Raw genomic sequence first — 16,318 nt, forward strand, 5'->3', positions numbered from 1 at the left:
GACAGCCTTGCTTCGAGCGCACTCGAATGACCTAGCGTGGCCGGCACGGCGGTGATCGACAGCACCACCGGGCACGGCTTTCACGGGGGGCGTCCGACGGACGCCGGAAGGGACCGGAACACCGGTATGAGCAGCGCCATCGAACAGATCAGCAAGGTCGCACTGGGCAACGGGGGCCCGCTCGTCGGCGTCCAGGGCTTCGGCGCCATGGGCATCAGCGCCGCTTACGGGCAGACGGACGACGCGGCGGCCCGCGACACACTGGAGGCCACTCTCGCGGCGGGCGTCACCCTCCTCGACACCGCCGACATGTACGGCGCCGGCGCCAACGAGGAGTTCCTCGCGCCGTTCGTCGCCGCGCACCGCGACGAGATCACGCTGGCCACCAAGTTCGGCTTCGCCTTCCGCGCCGACGACCCGGGTTACCGGGCCATCAGCAACGACCCGGCCTACATCAGGAAGGCCGTCGAGGCGAGCCTGCGCCGCCTGGACGTCGACGTCATCGACCTCTACTACATGCACCGCCGCGACCCCGCCGTCCCGCTCGCCGAATCCGTCGGCACCATGGCCGAACTGGTACGGGAGGGCAAGGTCAAGCACCTCGGCCTGAGCGAGGTCACCGGCGCCGAGCTGCGCGAGGCGCATGCCCTGCACCCGATCACCGCCGTGCAGTCGGAGTGGTCGCTCTTCAGCCGGGACGTCGAGCGGAGCGTGGTGGGCGCGGCCGCCGAGCTGGGCGTCGCCGTCGTGCCGTACTCGCCGCTCGGCCGGGGCTTTCTGACCGGGTCCTTCACCGACGCGGGCAAGGACCTCTCCAGCGGCGACTTCCGGAACCTGCTGCCGCGCTTCAGCGGCGACAACGCCAGGGCGAACGCCGCCCTGCTCACCCCGCTGCACACGATCGCGGCCGGTCACGGCGCCACCACGGCGCAGATCGCCCTGGCCTGGGTGCAGCAGCGGGCCCGGGTGCACGGGCTGACCGTGGTGCCGATCCCGGGGACCCGCAGCCGCAGCCGTCTCCTGGAGAACGCGGCGGCGACCCGGATCACCCTGAGCGCCGACGAGCTGGCGCTGCTGGAGCCGATCGCCGGCCGGGTGTCCGGCGACCGCTACGCGGACATGTCGCTCACCTCGACGGCCCGCGAGGACTGAAACCGGCCGGGCGCCACCGACCACGGCCCGCCCGCAGCACGCCCGTCCGGGGCCGTGAAGCGGAAGTGCCCGAGCCGTCCGGTGGCCCAGCGGACGCTCAGCCCGTAGTCCCCCTGCACCTCCACGGTCACCAGGTCCGTGAGGGGCCGGGGGCCGGGTTCCGCGGTGAGCCGGGCGAGCGCGACGAACAAAGCGGGTGCGGCGCCGGTGACGCCCGTGAGGGCGAGGCCCCCCGACAGGCCGTGGACCGGAACCAGTTCGGCCGACTCCCCCTCCCCGGGCGCCCATCCCGTAACCGTCACCTCGGTGCCGGCAGCGGCTCCCGCCACCAGATGGGCCCGCACCTCCACCGCACCGTCGGCCACGACCAGGCTGGTCACCTGCGCTCCGGAACCCACCGCGTACCGGGAGGCCGCCCAGCCGTCCCCCACGCCCAGCGGCACGATGCCCGTACGGGCCGGGTTCCCGCCGACCACGACGCTGTTGTCGGGCGGCGGTCCGACGGGCCGGGTGACCGTGGAGTAGGCGAACCGCGTGTAGTGGGGGTCGTAGCGGACGTCCTCGCTGCCGTGGTTGTGGAGGCGCACCACGCCGTCCGAACGGGTCGACTGCAGCAGCCAGTTGGGACCCGCGAGCGGTGTCACCGCGTCGGCGCGCTCCGCCGGGCCCGGCTCCTCGGCCACCGTCCACACCTCGTGGTCCGGGGGCAGCAGGAGGCCGAGGAACCCCTTGCTCGCCCAGTAGGGAGAGGCGGGCCCCGAGTAGCTCTGCAGGACGGCGGTGTCGGGGCCGTGCCAGCCGAGGGTCAGCAGCCCTCGGGCGTCCACGGCCCCCCGGTCCAGGAAGTACTTCAGCGCTCCGGAGGCCAGCCGTCGCGTCACTCCCGCCGTCAGCGGCGTACGGCCCGTGAGCGCGCCCAGCCAGAGCGGGGCCGTCGTCGCGAACCGGTACGTGAGCGAGCGGCCCTGGAACAGGGGGGCGCCGTCGCCGCCGAACAGGCGGGCGTGGTCGGCGAGATGGCGTTCGAGCCGGTCTCCGTAGAGCGCGAGCAGCCCTTCGTCGCCGGCGAGCCACGCGTGCAGCACCGGATACAGGTGCATGGCCCATCCGTTGTAGTAGTCGAACTTGCGGCCGTCCCCGTCGGTGTACCAGCCGTCGCCGACGTACCAGTCGTCGATGCGCTCCAGGCCGCGGTCGACCGCCCTGCGGGCCGCCTCGGGTTCGTGGCCGATCTCGGCGAGGAAGGCGCCCACGGTGACCGGGAACAACTCCCAGTTGCAGGGCCAGGGTTCGGCGGTGAGCGCATCCGCCAGCCAGACCGCCGTCCGCTCCCGCACGCTCTGGTCCAGGCGGTCCCACAGCAGGGGCCGGGTCAGCCGCAGGGCGAGAGCGATCGAGGCGGCCTCGACCAGGGGCTGGCTGCGGTCGGCGATCCGCGGCCAGACACCGCCGGGGCCCGCCGCGAGGCCCTCGGCGTAGCGGCCGAGCGCGGTCTCGTCCCGGCGGAACGCGGCGAGCAGCAGCGTGCGGGCATACCCTTCCAGGCCGTCAGAGAGGCGGCCGGAGTGGCTCACGTGGTCGCCCGGGAGGTGGTAGAGCGCACGGTCGTGGGTGGCGCAGGGCTCCACGGCGGCGAGCAGGACGTCGGCGGCCTTCTCCCAGTGGGCGCGGGTGTATCCGGTGTACGGGCTCGTGGAGCGGTCGGCGGCGGGCAGGTCGATCACGGCGGTGCTTTCCTTCCTTGCGGGCCCGGGCCCCCTGGTTCGGCCGGTGCCGGGAGCCGGGTTCGGACGGGTCCGGGGCGGCCCGGTTCCGGCGGGCCAGAGGTGAGCCGGTTTCCGGCGGGCCTGGGGGTGAGCCGGTTCCGGCGGGCCGGAGGGAACCCGGCCCCGGCGGGCCTGGGGCGCCCCGGTTCCGGTCGGGGCGCCCCAGGGGACTCTTCCCACCTGCACGCTGCCACGGGGCACCGGATGCCGGGCGGGGAGTTCGTCGCCGGCGAGTGGCACACCGTCACACGGACGGGGCGGTACCGGTCGCGGACCGTGCGGGCTGCCTGCCGACGGGGAAGGCGCAAGGTGCTCGACATGCCGAACGCCAACTTCTCTTCCGAACGCCGAAAAGGTAAGGGCGGGCACTGCGGAGGTCAACGGGTCCGACGAGACAGGGGGGTAAGCGATTTCCACAGTACAGGTGCAAGGGGGTGGCTCCGCGCAGGTCGGCCGCGGTGGTACCGACCGCTCACCTCCCGGACACCCATCCAGGTCCCGACCGCTCATCTGCCGGACGCCGACCCCGGTCCCGACCGCGCATGCCGGACGCCGATCCCGGTCCCGACCGCTCGCCTCCCGCACACCGGCCCCGGTCCCGACCGCTCACCCACTGGACGCCGCCCCCGGCCCCCGCCGCTCACCTGCCGGACGCCGATCCCGATTCCTGCCGCTCGTCTGCCGGACGCCGGTGCCCGATCGCGCCCGTCTGGACTAGCGTCGTGACATGGTCAGCAACACCTCCCCCGGCCTCGCCGAAGCCCTCGCCGCCCGGACCGTCGTGCTCGACGGCGGCATGTCCAACCAACTGGCGTCGGCCGGGCACGACCTGAGCGACGAGCTGTGGTCGGCGCGGCTGCTCGCCGAGCGGCCCGAGGCGGTCACCGAGGCGCACCTCGCCTATTTCACGGCGGGCGCGGACGTGGCGATCACCGCGAGCTACCAGGCCACCTTCGAGGGCTTCGGCCGGCGCGGGATCGGCCGCGAGGACGCCGCACGGCTGCTGGCGTCGAGCGTGGAACTGGCCCGTGCCGCAGCCCGGCAGGCACGCGAGGCCGGGGTCGCGCGGCCGCTGTGGGTGGCGGCGTCGGTCGGGCCGTACGGAGCGATGCTCGCGGACGGGTCGGAGTACCGGGGTCGGTACGGGATGAGCGTCGAGGAGCTGGAGCGGTTCCACCGGCCGCGGATCGAGGTGCTCGCCGCCGCCGCGCCGGACGTCCTCGCGCTGGAGACGGTGCCGGACACCGAGGAGGCGGCGGCGCTGGTGCGGGCGGTGCGGGGGCTGGGCGTGCCTGCCTGGCTCTCGTACACCGTCGACGGTCGGCGAACCCGGGCCGGACAGCCTCTCGAAGAGGCCTTCGCCCTGGCCGCCGACGTGGACGAAGTGATCGCGGTCGGCGTGAACTGCTGTGCCCCGGCGGATGTGGAGTACGCAGCCGCGACCGCGGCCCGGGTGACGGGCAAGCCGGTCGTCGTCTATCCCAACAGCGGGGAGGTCTGGGACGCCACCGCGCGGGCCTGGCGAGGGCGGACCACGTTCGGCGCCGGGCAGGTCGAGGGGTGGCAGGCCTCGGGGGCCCGGCTGATCGGTGGGTGCTGCCGGGTGGGGCCGGAGGCGATTGCCGCCATCGCACGCACGGTGTGAGGTGCGCCGGCCCGCCGTGGGGAAGCCGGCCGACGCGCGAGTGACGGTCCGGTCGGGCCCGGACGGCCCCAGCAGGCCTGCATCGGAGACGACCACGGCGACAGCTATGGCTACGGCGGCAACGGCAGCGACGGCCATGGCGACAGCAACAGCGACAGCGACATCGACAGCGACAACTTGCTGGGCGCGCCCATACGGCAGAGCCGCACGTCGGCGGTGCCCTACGGGGCGCGGGCGGCGGTGGCTCAGTGGCGGCGTGCGCCGACCGAGCGGCGCAGGCGGCGCACCGCCGAGGCGAGTTCGGCTCCGGGGGCCCGGAAGTCGGAGTCCGACGCCGGCTCCGGGACGGTGGGGGCGGCCGACCACAGGGCGATCTCCGCGTCCCGCGGGCCGTAGGCGATGTGCGGGACACCCTCGCCGAAGATCCGTACCGGATGGCGGGCGTCCCAGGCCTGCCAGCCGGGATCCCCGGTCGCGGCGAACCGTACCCAGGCCGTGTGCATCGCGTCGCACAGCTCCTGCGGTGCCCCCTCGCCGGCCAGCTTGGCCGACTCCGGCACTCCGGCGCTGTCGAAGACGAATCCGAGTTCCAGGGCGTGGCAGGCGCCGAGGCCGGGGAGGCGGGACGGCCAGGCGAACTCGTAGAGGTAGGAGGTGCCGGGGCGGGCGTCGGCCAGCCGGTGCAGGGGGATGCGGAGCAGGTGGTCGGTGACCATCTGGCCGACGATCTCGGCGGTGCCAGTCTCCGGGCGCAGGGCGCGGTAGCCGCGCGGGACCTCGTGGCCGACGTGGCAGCGCGCCATGGCGCCGGCCAGGGCGACCGGTCCGAGCCGGTCGACGGCCTCCAGGAGTCCGCCGGGCACCAGCCACAGCCGGTATTCGTCGCGGGTCCAGCCCATGAGCAGGTCGATGCCCCGGGCGGCCTCGCCGTCGATCAGGGCCTGGAGCGGGTCGCGGGGCACGAGGTCGCCGTCCAGGACGATGCCGAAGGCCGGACCGCCCAGGACCGGGCTGCTCAGTCGTCCCACCTCGGCCTGGGTGCGCAGCAGCAGGTCGCGGTCGACGGTGGCGAAGGCCTCGGCGGTCGCGGGGATCTTCAGCCGGGCGGCCATGCGGCGGACCATGCGCCGTACCTTGTCGCGCTCGGACGCCTCGGGCGGTCCGCTCTGCAGGACGGCCCGTCGTATCAGGCCCTGGGTCTGGGGTGCGGCGATCAGGGCGCCGGCGCTGATCGCACCGGCCGACTGTCCGCAGAGGGTCACGTTGCCGGGGTCGCCGCCGAAGGCGCCGATCGTGTCGTGGACCCAGCGCAGGGCGGCGAACTGGTCGCGCAGCCCTGGGTTGGGGAGTGCGTCCGGGAACAGTCCGTAGCCCTCGACGCCCAGCCGGTAGTTGACGGAGACGCAGACGACGCCGTCACGGGCGAAGGTGCGGCCGCCGTAGACGGGGACGGCCGAGGATCCCCTGGTCAGGGCGCCGCCGTGCAGCCAGACGAGCACCGGGAGCCGGGCTTGGGGGTCCGGCTCGGGGGTCCACACGTTGAGGTTCAGGCAGTCGTCGCCGGCGACGACCGGATCGGCCAGGTACTGGGCGAACGCCTCGGAGTACGGCGGTTTCGGCGCCGTGGGCCCGAAGGCGCCGGCGTCGCGCACCCCGTCCCAGGACTCGGGCGGCTCGGGCGGCCTGAAGCGCCGGGGGCCGAAGGGCGGGGCGGCGTACGGTATGCCCCGGAACACCGCGACACCCTGCTCGTACCGGCCGCGTACGGCCCCGTGGAGGGTTCTGACCACGGGGCCCGTCGGGTCTGCCGCCATCGCCCACCAGCCCTTCGCCGTGCGCGTGCACCGCTCATTTCAGAGCACCACATCACGCGTGTGTATTCCGGCGCACAGACTCGGTGTACGGCCGAACGGCGTACGGCACCCGCGAGGCCGGACAGGCCGCCGCCCGCATCGGCCCGTCCGTCGGCCGGCATCGCCCGTCCGCCGGCCATCGCCCGTCCGCCGGCCCGCCGCCCGTTCGGCCGCACCGCGGTGACCGCCCCCGTCCGGGACCGTTGAGAGGGCATGCATCCCACCACGCGCATCGCAGCGGTCCTCGCTGCGACCGCAGTCGCTCTGGTCACCGCGTACGGCACCGTCCAGGACACCGTGCGGGCCGCCCTCGCCCCCACCGGGCATCGCACCACGGCGGCCGTCCCCCGCGACGAGCACGACCCGAAGGAGGACGTCGAACTCGACGAGAACGGCCACCCGGACCTGAACGAGGACTGACCGCACCCGAGCAGAGGCAGGCGGCAGGCAACACCGGACGGCGGCACAACGGCACGCGGCACGACGGCAGACGGCGCGACGGCAGACGGCAGACGGCAGACGGCAGACGGCAGACGGCACAACGGCCGGGCACCTCCCGCACGGGGTGCCCGGCCCTCGCCCTGCCGCTTCTCCCGCTGCGCCTCAGTCCTCCCCGTCCCCGTCACGGGCTCCGAAGATGGCCTGCACCACGTCCACGGCACTGCCGTCGTGGTCGCTTCCCGCCGTACCGCTGCCGGTCTGGACGTTGGCCGTACGGTCGACCTCCAGGGTCGAGTCCGTCTCCGAGTTGTCGGTGCCCCTCTGCGAGTTGTCGATGACGGTGATCAGGCCGCCGTTCGCGACCGCGGGCACGGCACCGGCGCCGAGGAGCGTCACCGCGAGCATCGCAGCCGCCCAGAGACGGATCACGGTGCTCCTCACACGCCCACGCCCTCGGGCTGCAGCCGCTCGGGGGCGATGTTGCGCTCCAGCAGGGTGGTCGACGCCTTCACGCCGACCCCGCTCGCCGGGTCCACCTGCGGAAGCCTCCCGTCGGCCGCCTTCAAGCCGATGAGCGCGGAGCTCATCGCCTCGTGCGCGGCGAACAGGCAGGGGGTGCTGTAGATCGCGACGTCCACGCCGAGGTCCGACAGCTCGCCCAGCGACAGACGGGGCGACTTGCCGCCGGCGATCTGGTTGAACAGCAGCGGCTTGTCCCCGACCACCTTGCGGATGCGCTCGATCCACTCGACGCTGCGCACCCCGTCGACCAGGACCACGTCGGCGTCGGTCGCGGCGAGCCGCTCGGCCCGGTGCAGGATGTCGTGCTCGTCGGTGGCGTCCGTGCGGGCGACGACGACCAGGTCGTTGCGCGTCTCCAGGACCCGCTCCAGCTTCTCCAGGTACTCGTCCAGCGGCAGCACCTGCTTGCCGTCGGCGTGGCCGCAGCGGCGGGGCCGCTTCTGGTCCTCCAGGATCACCCCGGAGGCGCCGATCCGCTCCAGCCCCTCCACGACATGACAGGCGACCTCGGGATCGACGTACCCGTCGTCGATGTCGACCAGCAGGTGGTGGTGCGGGAAGGCGCCCCGCAGCCGCTGGACGAAGGCCACCATGTCCGGCCAGGCGATGAAACCGATGTCCGGCAGGCCGTAGTACGAGGCCGCGAAGCCGAACCCCGAGACGAACATCCCGTCGTAGTGCTCGGCCGCGATCGAGGCCGAGTACATGTCATACACACCGATCAGCGGTGTCGTCCCGGGCCCGGCGATCCGCTCGCGCAGCTTTTTCCCGTAAGTCAAGGTCCGGCTCCTCCTGTGGGTGGGTGACGCGGGCCGGGATGGGCCGTCGCGCCTCGGCGCCCTTTGCCAAGACAAGAGCATCTCTAGATATGCACGTGACCTGTTAACTACGCTAGCTTTACTCACTCCAATGGACGAGCGGGTTCACCGCAGAAACGTCACTCGGAGCCCCGGGCTCCGCCCCGACCCGGCCTGCCCCAGCGGGCCGGGAAAGCATGGGAGACCGGGTCGCGCGAGGCGCCGGCGGTGCAGCCAAGGGCCGTGACCCGTTCCGGGACAAGGGTGCCGCGCCACCCGTCACGAGGGGCCGGGACACGACGCGGCGGGCACGGGATGCGCGGACGTCCCAACACCGGTGGCAGGTACGCGCCGAGACTCCGGCAGGATGCCAACTCGGCCCCGTTTCGGACGAGGTGACCGCCTCCTCCCGGAAGTGTGCAACCGGACCGGGGTGGCTCAGGTCGGGCCGCGGCGCCGAAGCACGGGCCCCGGGCCGCCGGGCGGCCGCGGAGGGCTCACCTCGCCCGGGTGTTCCACACCGAGGTGCCGTTCCCGTAACCTCCCCCGGAATGAAGCCCATTCCTCCCCTGCTGGACCACCTCGTCCTCGCCACGCCCGATCTCGCCGCGACCGTCGCCGACTTCACCCGGCGGACCGGAGTGACGCCCGCGCACGGCGGGGTCCATGTCGGGCTGGGCACGCGGAACCACCTGGTCGCCCTGGGCGGCCGGAGCTACCTGGAGATCATCGGGCCGGATCCGGAGCAGCCGGAGCCGGTGGAGCTGCGTCCGTTCGGGGTCGACCGGCTGGCCGGTCCGCGCACCGTGACGTGGGCGATCAGCCCGCCGGGCCTGGAGCCGGCGATCACGGCCGCCCTGGCGCGGGGGTACGACCCGGGGCCGGTCCACCCGATGAGCCGCCGCACCCCCGACGGCACCCTGCTCCGGTGGCGGCTGACCGACAGCGGCACCGCGCACCCCTCCGGACTGATCCCCTTCCTCATCGACTGGGGCGACTCGCTGCACCCGGCGGCCTCGGGTCTGCCCGTCACCCCGCTGCTGGAGGTGTCGGCGACGGCACCGGATCCGGACGAGGTCCACTCCCTGCTGTCGGCGCTGGGCACCGAACTCACGGTCACCGAGGGGCCGTTCGCGATCACCTTCACCGTGCAGACGGCACAGGGGCCGGTGACTTTCGGCTGAGCTCCCGCGCGGAACGGGCGGACGTCCCGCCGGACCGGGCGCGGGCCCTGCGCGACCCCACCACCGCACACCCCCTCCCGACCCCACCACCGCACACCCTCCCCCCTCCCGACCTCACCGCCCGCGGCCGCACGCCTTCCTTGCCGGCCCGCGGCCGCCGTGTCCGATTCCTTCAAGACCCCGGGCTCGCGGCCTGCCTACGGTGAGCCCATGACTCCACGATTCGCCGTGATCGGCCTGGTGGCCGCCGACCTGGCCGCCTCGCTCGCGTTCTACCGTCGCCTCGGACTCACCTTCCCGGACGGGGCCGAGGAACAGCCCCATGTCGAGGCCGAGTTGCCCGGGGGGCTGGTGCTCGCGCTGGACACCGAGGCGACCGTCCGCTCGTTCCACCCCGCATGGCGGCCGCCGGCCGGCGGGGGCCGGGTCGGGCTCGCCTTCCGGTGCGGCTCACCGGCCGAGGTCGACGCCGCGTACGAGGATCTGGTCGGTGCCGGGTACCACGGGGAGCTGAAGCCGTGGGACGCCTTCTGGGGGCAGCGCTACGCCACCGTGCACGACCCCGACGGCAACGGCGTCGACCTGTTCGCGCCGCTGGCCGACCAGTAGCCCGGCGACAGGGGCGGGACCTCGACCGACAGGGAGTTCCTGGCCGAGTACGCCCCCCACTGTGTCGGGCTCTGCTCGCGGGCGTCGGCGATCGTCCGGTCCAGTTCCTCGTCGTGCCCGGCCCCCGCGCGCCGGACCACCTCCTCCTTCGGCGACGGAAGCGCGGAGAAGATCACCTGCCCGGTCCTGGTGTGCGAGGCAGCCGCCGATCTCTTCCACTCCGCCGCCGAGGAGTCCGATCCCCGCAGGCTGTACCGGCACCTCACGGCCCCGAAGAAGCTCCTGACCTTCACCGAGGAGGAAGGCGGCGCACTGCCACCCGGGCGCCGTCCGCCTGGCGGTGGCGCGCATCTTCGACTGGCCGGACGACACGATCTGATGCGGGGGCCTTCCGCCCGTCCGACACCGGACACCGGACACCGACGGGGTCAGTCGGCGCCAGTCGGGGTCAGCCGTGGGTGACGTTCGCGGTGAGCAGGCGCAACAGGTGCTTGGCGGTGGCGTCCTGCTCGGGCGTCAGGCCCATGGCCTCACCGATGGCCAGGGGGACGGTGCCGGCCTTCTCGCGGAGATCCGCACCGGCCCGGGTGAGGCGTACGGCGACCGAACGTTCGTCGTCGGCACGCCGCTCGCGATGGACCAGTCCGCCGGCCTCCAGCCGCTTGAGCAGGGGTGAGAGGGTGCTGGACTCCAGGTGGAGCGCGGCGCCCAGCTCGCCGACGGAGACCGAGTCCTGCTCCCACAGCACCAGCATGACCAGGTACTGCGGGTAGGTCAGACCCAGGTCCTCCAGCAGCGGGCGGTAGCGCGCGGTGACCGACCGCGAGGCGGCGTACAGGGCGAAGCACAGCTGGTCCTGGAGCAGGAGCGAGCCCTGGTCTGCGGCGTGGTGCGAGCCCTGGTCCATGTCTGCGGCCCTCCCGTCGAATGCTCGGCGCGTTCCAGCCTACTACTCCGGACGTCCGCAACCATGTACTGCTCGATTAAGTTGCGCACAACTTAATCGAGCAGTACCTTCTTTCTCGTGCCCGCCGGACGGCCGGCCGCACCGGCCCCCGGCACGACCCACGAGGAGAGACCGATGTCCGAGACCACCACCCGCCCGGTGCTCGAACCCGCCGCCGCGGCCTTCGCCGAGGCCACCGCGAACCCGCCGTACCTCTTCGACCTCGGCCCGGCCGAGGGCCGCAAGGCCGTCGACGAGGTGCAGTCCGGCGAGATCGACAAGCCGGAGATCGCCGAGGAATGGGTGACCGTCCAGGGCGGCCCCACCGGATCGGTCCGGGCCCGCGTCGTCCGGCCGGCCGGCACCGAGGGCCCACTGCCGGTGATCCTCTACATCCACGGCGCCGGCTGGGTCTTCGGCAACGCCCACACCCACGACCGGCTGGTGCGCGAACTCGCCGTCGGCGCCCGCGCGGCCGTCGTCTTCCCCGAGTACGACCTGTCGCCCGAGGCCCGCTATCCGGTCGCCGTCGAGCAGAACTACGCCGTCGCCCGGTGGATCGTCCGCGAAGGCGCGGCGAGCGGCCTGGACGCCGGCCGGATCGCGGTGGCCGGCGACTCCGTCGGCGGCAACATGACGGCCGCGCTCACCCTGATGGCCAAGGAGCGCGGCGACGTTCCGCTGGTCCAGCAGGTGCTGTTCTACCCGGTCACCGACGCGGCCTTCGACACCCCCTCCTACCAGCAGTTCGCGGAGGGGTACTTCCTGCGCCGCGACGCCATGCAGTGGTTCTGGGACCAGTACACCACCGACGAGAGCCAGCGCGCCGAGATCACCGCCTCACCGCTGCGCGCCACCACCGACCAGCTGCGGGGTCTGCCGCCGGCCCTGGTCATCACCGCCGAGGCCGACGTGCTGCGCGACGAAGGCGAGGCCTACGCGAACAAGCTCCGCCAGGCCGGCGTACCGGTCACCGCCGTGCGCTACCAGGGCATCATCCACGACTTCGTCATGCTCGACGCCCTGCGCGGCACCCACGCCGCCGAAGCAGCCGTCGACCAGGCCGTCGCGACACTGCGCACGGCCCTCGGCACCGCATGACCGCCACCGCGTGATCGCCGCCGCACGACCGGCACCGCACGACCTGACCCCGGCTGCGGCCCCGGTTCCGGTTCCGGCTCCGGCAGGGCACGAGGTGTCGAGTTCAGCGAGCGGGTGCGGTGACAGCCCCGTGGCCCAGCAGCTCCCCGAGCGTCGCCCCGGCCAACTCCCTCACCTCACGGGCGAAATGCGGCTGGTCCGCGTATCCGGAGCGGGCCGCCGCCTCGGCGTAGGGGACGCCGGAACGGGCCAGGGCCAGGGCGCGTTGCAGGCGCAGGATGCGGGCCAGGGTCTTGGGGCCGTAGCCGAACGCGGTCAGGCAGCGGCGGTGCAACTGGCGTGCTCCGAGGCCGAGTTCGGCCGCCGTCGCCGCGACCGCCCGGCCGCCGTCCAGGCACTCGACCAGTCGGCGCAGCAGCGCTTCGGGGGCCGCCGACTGTGCGGCCCGGTCCAGGGCGATCTCCTCCAGGGCGGCCGCCGGGTCGCGGGACGCCTCGACGCGACCGCGCAGCCGTTGCACCCGGGCGGCGGGCCACAGGTCGGCCAACTCGACGCGGGCGTCGCGCAGTTCGTGTGCCGGGACGCCGAGCAGGGCGGGTGCGGTGCCGGGGAAGAAGCGGATGCCCGTCCAGGCGCGGGGCGGGCCTACGGGGACGTAAGCCCGTGTGTCGGGGCCGGCGACCAGCAGCCGGCCCTCGCTGTACAGCAGGTCCATGCAGCCGTCGGGCAGCACCGGCCGGACGGCACGCTCTTGCGCGGTGCGCTGCCAGACCACCGCGCCGGTCAGCCGGGAAGGCCGCTCCTCGTACACGTGGGCCAGGCTACGCCGCCCGGGTGCGGTGCTCCTGCGGGCTGACCCCGTAGACCCGCTTGAAGGCGCTGGACAGGGCGAAGGCGCTGCCGTAGCCGACCCGGCGGGCGATGGCGGCGAGGGTGTCCTCGGTGTCGCGGAGCCGGTCGGCTGCCAGGGCGAGGCGCCGGCCGGTGAGGTGGGCCATCGGGGGTTCGCCGACCAGTTCGGTGAAGCGGCGGGCCAGGGCCGCGCGGGACACCCCTGCCCTGGCGGCGAGCGCCGCCACCGTCCAGGGGTGGGCCGGGTCGTTCTGGATCAGGCGCAGCGCGCGGCCCACGACGGGGTCGCCGAGGGCCCGGTACCAGGCGGGCGCGGCCGCCTCGGGGCGGGAGAACCAGGCCCGCAGCGCGCTGATGACGAGCAGGTCCAGCAGGCGGTCCAGGACCACCTCCTGCCCGGGTTCGTCACGGACGACCTCCTCCATGAGGAACGGGGTGAGCGGGCACTGCCACACCTCGGCCGGGAGGGTCAGCAGCGGGGGCAGGGCGTCCAGCAGACGGTTGCTGATCTCGCCCTGCATCAGGTAGGTGCCGATGAGCATCACCGTCGGGGCGTCCGGGCGGTCGCCCCAGGTGCGCACCCCGAGGTCCATGGAGCCGTTCAGGGAGCTGCCGTCGGGACAGCGGCACTCGCCGCCGGGCAGGATCAGCGCCTGCGGGGCGGTGGTGGGGGTGTCGCCGCAGGTGTACGGGGCGGGGCCGCGCGCGACGGCCAGGTCGCCGGGGCGCAGCCGCACCTGCTCGCCGCCGTCGTGGGTGATCCAGGCGTCGCCGCGCGCCACCAGCATCACCGTCAGCGGCGCCCGGTCCTCCACGCGTACCGCCCACGGCGGCTCGAAGCACGCACGGATCATGAAGGCGCCGCGCGCGCGGGGGCCGTCGAGCAGGCACGCAAGGGGGTCCCCCCGCGTGAGCATGTCCGAGCGTGCGGGAGCGTCCATGGGGCCAGCGTAGACGCGCGCGCATGGGGGCGAGCCGTTCGGCGATGGTCCCTTGCCCGGGAGGGCAGTTGACTGGCGGACATGACGCAGAACACGAGCAGGGCAGACGGGCCGACGGTGGTGGTGACCGGCACGTCCGGTCGTACGGGCAGCCGGGTGGCCAAGGCCGCACGGGCGGCCGGGATGAGGGTGCGGGCGGCCTCGCGGGCGCAGGGCTTCGACTGGCGGGACCGCTCGACGTGGGCGCAGGTGCTGCGCGGTGCCGACGCGGCCTATCTGGTGTACCCGTCGGACGTGGGGGCGCCGGACGCGGCGGAGGCGGTCGGGAGCCTGGCCCGCGAGGCCGTCGCCCTGGGGGTGCGGCGGCTGGTGCTGCTGTCGGCGCGGGGCGAGGAGCAGGCGCGGCCCACGGAGGAGGCGCTGCGTGCGTCGGGGGCGCGGTGGACGGTCGTCCGGGCCGCGTGGTTCGCGCAGAACTTCAGTGAGGGCCCGCTGGTGGCGGAGTTGCGGGAGGACGGGGAGCTGGTGTTTCCGGGCGGGGCGGTCGAGGAGCCGTTCGTCGACGTGCGGGACATCGCGGACGTGGTGGTGGCGGCGCTCTCCGAGGGCGACCGGTACGCCGGGCAGGTGCTGGAGGTGTCCGGGCCGCGGCTGCTGAGCTTCGGCGAGGCGGTCGCGAAGATCGCGGCGGAGACGGGGCGGGAGCTGTCCTACCGGGCGGTGCCGGCCGCCGAGTACGGCGAGCGGCTGGCAGGCTTCGGGGTGCCGCCCGAGGAGCTGGACTTCGTGGTGGATCTCTTCGCGTCACTGCTCGACGGCCGCAACGCCCGCCTGTCGGACGGGGTACGGCAGGTGCTGGGACGTGAGCCGTGGGACTTCACCGACTTCGTGCGGGAGGCCGCGGCGGCGGGGACCTGGACGCCGCTCGCAGCCGCGGGCAGGCCCTGACACGGGTGCCGGGCGCCCGGCACCGCCGGCCGACGCCGTCGGGCATCGCGCCGTTGCGGCGGCGAGGAGGGACTTCAGCGGTGAGGAAGGGCCGAAGAACCGGCCTCACCCGGTGGGCCGCCGACCGGACGTCGACCAGTGCCCTGGCTGCTTCGCCGACCGGACGCCGACCCGTGCCCGAGCCGCTCGACCGACCGGAGGCCTGTCAGTTCCCGGGCTGCTTCACCGACCGGACGCCGACCAGTGCCCGGGCTGCTTCGCCGGCCGGACGCCGATCAGTGCCCCGACCGCCTCACCGACCGGATGGCGGTCGATGCCCGTGCGGGGACGTGTCTCCGCCCGTGCCGTTCGCGCCGTGCGTCTTGTGCGTGTGGTGGTGCGGGTTCTTCGCGTGGGTGCGCAGCCGGGCCGTGACGTCCTCCGGGGGCAGGAAGCGGGACCACCGCTCGGGGAACTCGGAGGGCATGTCGGGGTCGTCGGGGTCGGCGTCGCGGGCCGCGGCGGCACGGGCGACGTACTCGACGACCTGGGCCTCGCGCAGCCGCTCGTTGGCCTCGCGGGCGGCGGCCGTGGCCGCGGCCGGCCAGACCCGGTCGATGGCGGCGTTCACCGCGGCGCCGACGAGCACGGCGAAGGCGGACACGCCGATCCAGAGGAGGACGGCGACGGAGGCGGCGAGGGAGCCGTAGATCGTGGCGCCCTCGATGGTGCTGGTGAGGTAGATACGGAGGAGGAAGCTGCCCAGGACCCACATGGCGAGGGCGACCAGGGCGCCGGGCACGTCCTCGATCCAGGGGGAGCGGACGGGCACGGACACGTGGTAGAGGGTCGTCAGGAAGACGATGGACAGGACGATGACGACGGGCCAGTACAGGACCTGGATGCCCGTCTCCGACCAGGGCACGATCCGCACCACCGCGTCCGGTCCGGCCACCATCAGGGGCAGGGCGACCGAGCCGATCAGCAGGCCCACGATGAACAGCAGGAAGGACATCATCCGCGTCTTGACGATCCCGCGGACGCCGTCCAGGCCGTACATCACGGTGATCGTGTCGATGAAGACGTTCACCGCGCGCGAGCCCGACCACAGGGCGAAGAGGAAGCCGATGGAGATGACGTCCGGGCGGCCGCCCTTCATCACGTCGTGCAGGATCGGCTCGGCGATCTCCTTGACGCCCTTGTCCGACAGGACCGTGCGGGAGGCCTCCAGGAGGTTGTTCTCCAGGCTCTGGATGGTGTCCGCGCCGGTCCAGGCGTCGACGTAGCCGAGCAGGCCGATGAGGCTGAGCAGCAGCGGGGGCACGGACAGCAGCGTGAAGAAGGCCGCCTCGGCCGCCAGGCCCAGGATGCGGTACTCCATGCAGGAGTTGACGGTGTCCTTCAGCAGCAGCCAGGCGGTCCTCCGCTTGGAGACGTTGCGGTAGAGGGCTCGGGCCCGGTGGAGCCGGCCCGGGGGCCGCTCGGGGGGTTCACTTCCTGACTGCACGACCTAACGGTATCCGCCATGCCGGACGGTCCTCACCTTCCGGGGCCGGTGACCGGCGCCGACTCGCCCGCGGGC

At 73.7% G+C, this 16,318-nt stretch carries 15 protein-coding genes; 7 read left to right on the forward strand and 8 right to left on the reverse strand.

The window, feature by feature from the left end; genetic code table 11:
- The first annotated feature begins 126 nt into the window (after positions 1 to 126).
- Positions 127 to 1,152 carry an aldo/keto reductase gene (locus ACFZCP_RS10060; RefSeq protein ID WP_391425778.1) on the forward strand — a complete coding sequence of 342 codons (1,026 nt, stop codon included), beginning with the start codon at positions 127 to 129 and terminating at the stop codon, positions 1,150 to 1,152.
- Here ACFZCP_RS10060 and ACFZCP_RS10065 read toward each other — a convergent pair.
- Positions 1,110 to 2,873 (reverse strand): DUF2264 domain-containing protein, encoded by a 1,764-nt coding sequence (locus ACFZCP_RS10065; RefSeq protein WP_391426198.1) that lies wholly within the window; start codon positions 2,871 to 2,873, stop codon positions 1,110 to 1,112. The two genes, ACFZCP_RS10060 and ACFZCP_RS10065, sit on opposite strands and share 43 nt — an antisense overlap.
- Positions 2,874 to 3,645: 772 nt before the next feature.
- Between ACFZCP_RS10065 and mmuM the strand changes: the two genes are divergently transcribed.
- Entirely contained in the window at positions 3,646 to 4,563 is a 918-nt protein-coding gene (mmuM, locus tag ACFZCP_RS10070; protein WP_391425780.1) for a homocysteine S-methyltransferase, read from the forward strand.
- Positions 4,564 to 4,808: 245 nt separating this feature from the next.
- Here mmuM and ACFZCP_RS10075 read toward each other — a convergent pair whose 3' ends face one another.
- On the reverse strand, positions 4,809 to 6,377 hold the full coding sequence (locus ACFZCP_RS10075; RefSeq protein ID WP_391425782.1) for a carboxylesterase family protein: 1,569 nt from the start codon (positions 6,375 to 6,377) through the stop codon (positions 4,809 to 4,811).
- Positions 6,378 to 6,629: 252 nt separating this feature from the next.
- Here ACFZCP_RS10075 and ACFZCP_RS10080 point away from each other — a divergent pair, with 252 nt between their 5' ends.
- Positions 6,630 to 6,836: a hypothetical protein gene (locus ACFZCP_RS10080; protein WP_391425784.1), complete on the forward strand. Its 207-nt coding sequence runs from the start codon at positions 6,630 to 6,632 to the stop codon at positions 6,834 to 6,836.
- A 183-nt stretch (positions 6,837 to 7,019) separates the two neighbouring features.
- Here ACFZCP_RS10080 and ACFZCP_RS10085 read toward each other — a convergent pair whose 3' ends face one another.
- Together ACFZCP_RS10085 and ACFZCP_RS10090 are read right to left on the reverse strand one after the other, a co-directional pair.
- The gene (locus ACFZCP_RS10085; RefSeq protein WP_362684803.1) at positions 7,020 to 7,286 is read right to left on the reverse strand and encodes a hypothetical protein; all 267 of its coding nucleotides are present in this window, start codon (positions 7,284 to 7,286) and stop codon (positions 7,020 to 7,022) included.
- 8 nt (positions 7,287 to 7,294) lie between these two features.
- Complete coding sequence (locus ACFZCP_RS10090; RefSeq protein WP_391425786.1) at positions 7,295 to 8,158, reverse strand: isocitrate lyase/phosphoenolpyruvate mutase family protein; 864 nt, start codon at positions 8,156 to 8,158, stop codon at positions 7,295 to 7,297.
- 569 nt (positions 8,159 to 8,727) lie between these two features.
- Between ACFZCP_RS10090 and ACFZCP_RS10095 the strand changes: the two genes are divergently transcribed.
- The gene (locus ACFZCP_RS10095; RefSeq protein WP_391425788.1) at positions 8,728 to 9,360 is read left to right on the forward strand and encodes a VOC family protein; all 633 of its coding nucleotides are present in this window, start codon (positions 8,728 to 8,730) and stop codon (positions 9,358 to 9,360) included.
- A gap of 210 nt (positions 9,361 to 9,570) precedes the next feature.
- On the forward strand, positions 9,571 to 9,969 hold the full coding sequence (locus tag ACFZCP_RS10100) for a VOC family protein (RefSeq protein ID WP_391425790.1): 399 nt from the start codon (positions 9,571 to 9,573) through the stop codon (positions 9,967 to 9,969).
- A 448-nt stretch (positions 9,970 to 10,417) separates the two neighbouring features.
- Here the strand turns inward: ACFZCP_RS10100 and ACFZCP_RS10105 are convergent, their stop codons facing one another.
- Positions 10,418 to 10,876, reverse strand: a complete 459-nt coding sequence (locus ACFZCP_RS10105; RefSeq protein ID WP_391425792.1) for a MarR family transcriptional regulator — start codon at positions 10,874 to 10,876, stop codon at positions 10,418 to 10,420.
- Between the two features lie 174 nt (positions 10,877 to 11,050).
- On the opposite strand from ACFZCP_RS10105, the gene ACFZCP_RS10110 reads away from it, so the two are divergent.
- On the forward strand, positions 11,051 to 12,016 hold the full coding sequence (locus tag ACFZCP_RS10110) for an alpha/beta hydrolase fold domain-containing protein (protein ID WP_391425793.1): 966 nt from the start codon (positions 11,051 to 11,053) through the stop codon (positions 12,014 to 12,016).
- Between the two features lie 103 nt (positions 12,017 to 12,119).
- On the opposite strand, the gene ACFZCP_RS10115 is transcribed toward ACFZCP_RS10110, so the two are convergent.
- Together ACFZCP_RS10115 and ACFZCP_RS10120 are read right to left on the reverse strand one after the other, a co-directional pair.
- The gene (locus tag ACFZCP_RS10115; RefSeq protein ID WP_391425794.1) at positions 12,120 to 12,827 is read right to left on the reverse strand and encodes a helix-turn-helix domain-containing protein; all 708 of its coding nucleotides are present in this window, start codon (positions 12,825 to 12,827) and stop codon (positions 12,120 to 12,122) included.
- Positions 12,828 to 12,837: 10 nt separating this feature from the next.
- Positions 12,838 to 13,809 carry a cupin domain-containing protein gene (locus ACFZCP_RS10120; RefSeq protein ID WP_391425795.1) on the reverse strand — a complete coding sequence of 324 codons (972 nt, stop codon included), beginning with the start codon at positions 13,807 to 13,809 and terminating at the stop codon, positions 12,838 to 12,840.
- A gap of 81 nt (positions 13,810 to 13,890) precedes the next feature.
- On the opposite strand from ACFZCP_RS10120, the gene ACFZCP_RS10125 reads away from it, so the two are divergent.
- Positions 13,891 to 14,757, forward strand: coding sequence for an NmrA family NAD(P)-binding protein (locus ACFZCP_RS10125; RefSeq protein ID WP_391425797.1), 867 nt, complete (start codon positions 13,891 to 13,893; stop codon positions 14,755 to 14,757).
- Between the two features lie 292 nt (positions 14,758 to 15,049).
- Here the strand turns inward: ACFZCP_RS10125 and ACFZCP_RS10130 are convergent, their stop codons facing one another.
- The gene (locus tag ACFZCP_RS10130) at positions 15,050 to 16,243 is read right to left on the reverse strand and encodes a YhjD/YihY/BrkB family envelope integrity protein (RefSeq protein ID WP_391425799.1); all 1,194 of its coding nucleotides are present in this window, start codon (positions 16,241 to 16,243) and stop codon (positions 15,050 to 15,052) included.
- Positions 16,244 to 16,318: the final 75 nt, after the last annotated feature.

The sequence above is a fragment of the Streptomyces sp. NPDC007971 genome (assembly GCF_042958635.1).
In the GTDB taxonomy this organism is placed as follows: Bacteria; Actinomycetota; Actinomycetes; order Streptomycetales; family Streptomycetaceae; genus Streptomyces.

Excerpts from the sequence above, each read along its gene's own strand:
- ACFZCP_RS10125 (WP_391425797.1), top strand. The coding sequence starts at position 13,891 with ATGACGCAGAACACGAGCAGGGCAGACGGGCCGACGGTGGTGGTGACC.
- mmuM (WP_391425780.1), top strand. The coding sequence starts at position 3,646 with ATGGTCAGCAACACCTCCCCCGGCCTCGCCGAAGCCCTCGCCGCCCGG.
- ACFZCP_RS10110 (WP_391425793.1), top strand. The coding sequence starts at position 11,051 with ATGTCCGAGACCACCACCCGCCCGGTGCTCGAACCCGCCGCCGCGGCC.
- ACFZCP_RS10060 (WP_391425778.1), top strand. The coding sequence starts at position 127 with ATGAGCAGCGCCATCGAACAGATCAGCAAGGTCGCACTGGGCAACGGG.
- ACFZCP_RS10095 (WP_391425788.1), top strand. The coding sequence starts at position 8,728 with ATGAAGCCCATTCCTCCCCTGCTGGACCACCTCGTCCTCGCCACGCCC.
- ACFZCP_RS10120 (WP_391425795.1), bottom strand. The coding sequence starts at position 13,809 with ATGGACGCTCCCGCACGCTCGGACATGCTCACGCGGGGGGACCCCCTT.
- ACFZCP_RS10105 (WP_391425792.1), bottom strand. The coding sequence starts at position 10,876 with ATGGACCAGGGCTCGCACCACGCCGCAGACCAGGGCTCGCTCCTGCTC.
- ACFZCP_RS10100 (WP_391425790.1), top strand. The coding sequence starts at position 9,571 with ATGACTCCACGATTCGCCGTGATCGGCCTGGTGGCCGCCGACCTGGCC.
- ACFZCP_RS10075 (WP_391425782.1), bottom strand. The coding sequence starts at position 6,377 with ATGGCGGCAGACCCGACGGGCCCCGTGGTCAGAACCCTCCACGGGGCC.
- ACFZCP_RS10080 (WP_391425784.1), top strand. The coding sequence starts at position 6,630 with ATGCATCCCACCACGCGCATCGCAGCGGTCCTCGCTGCGACCGCAGTC.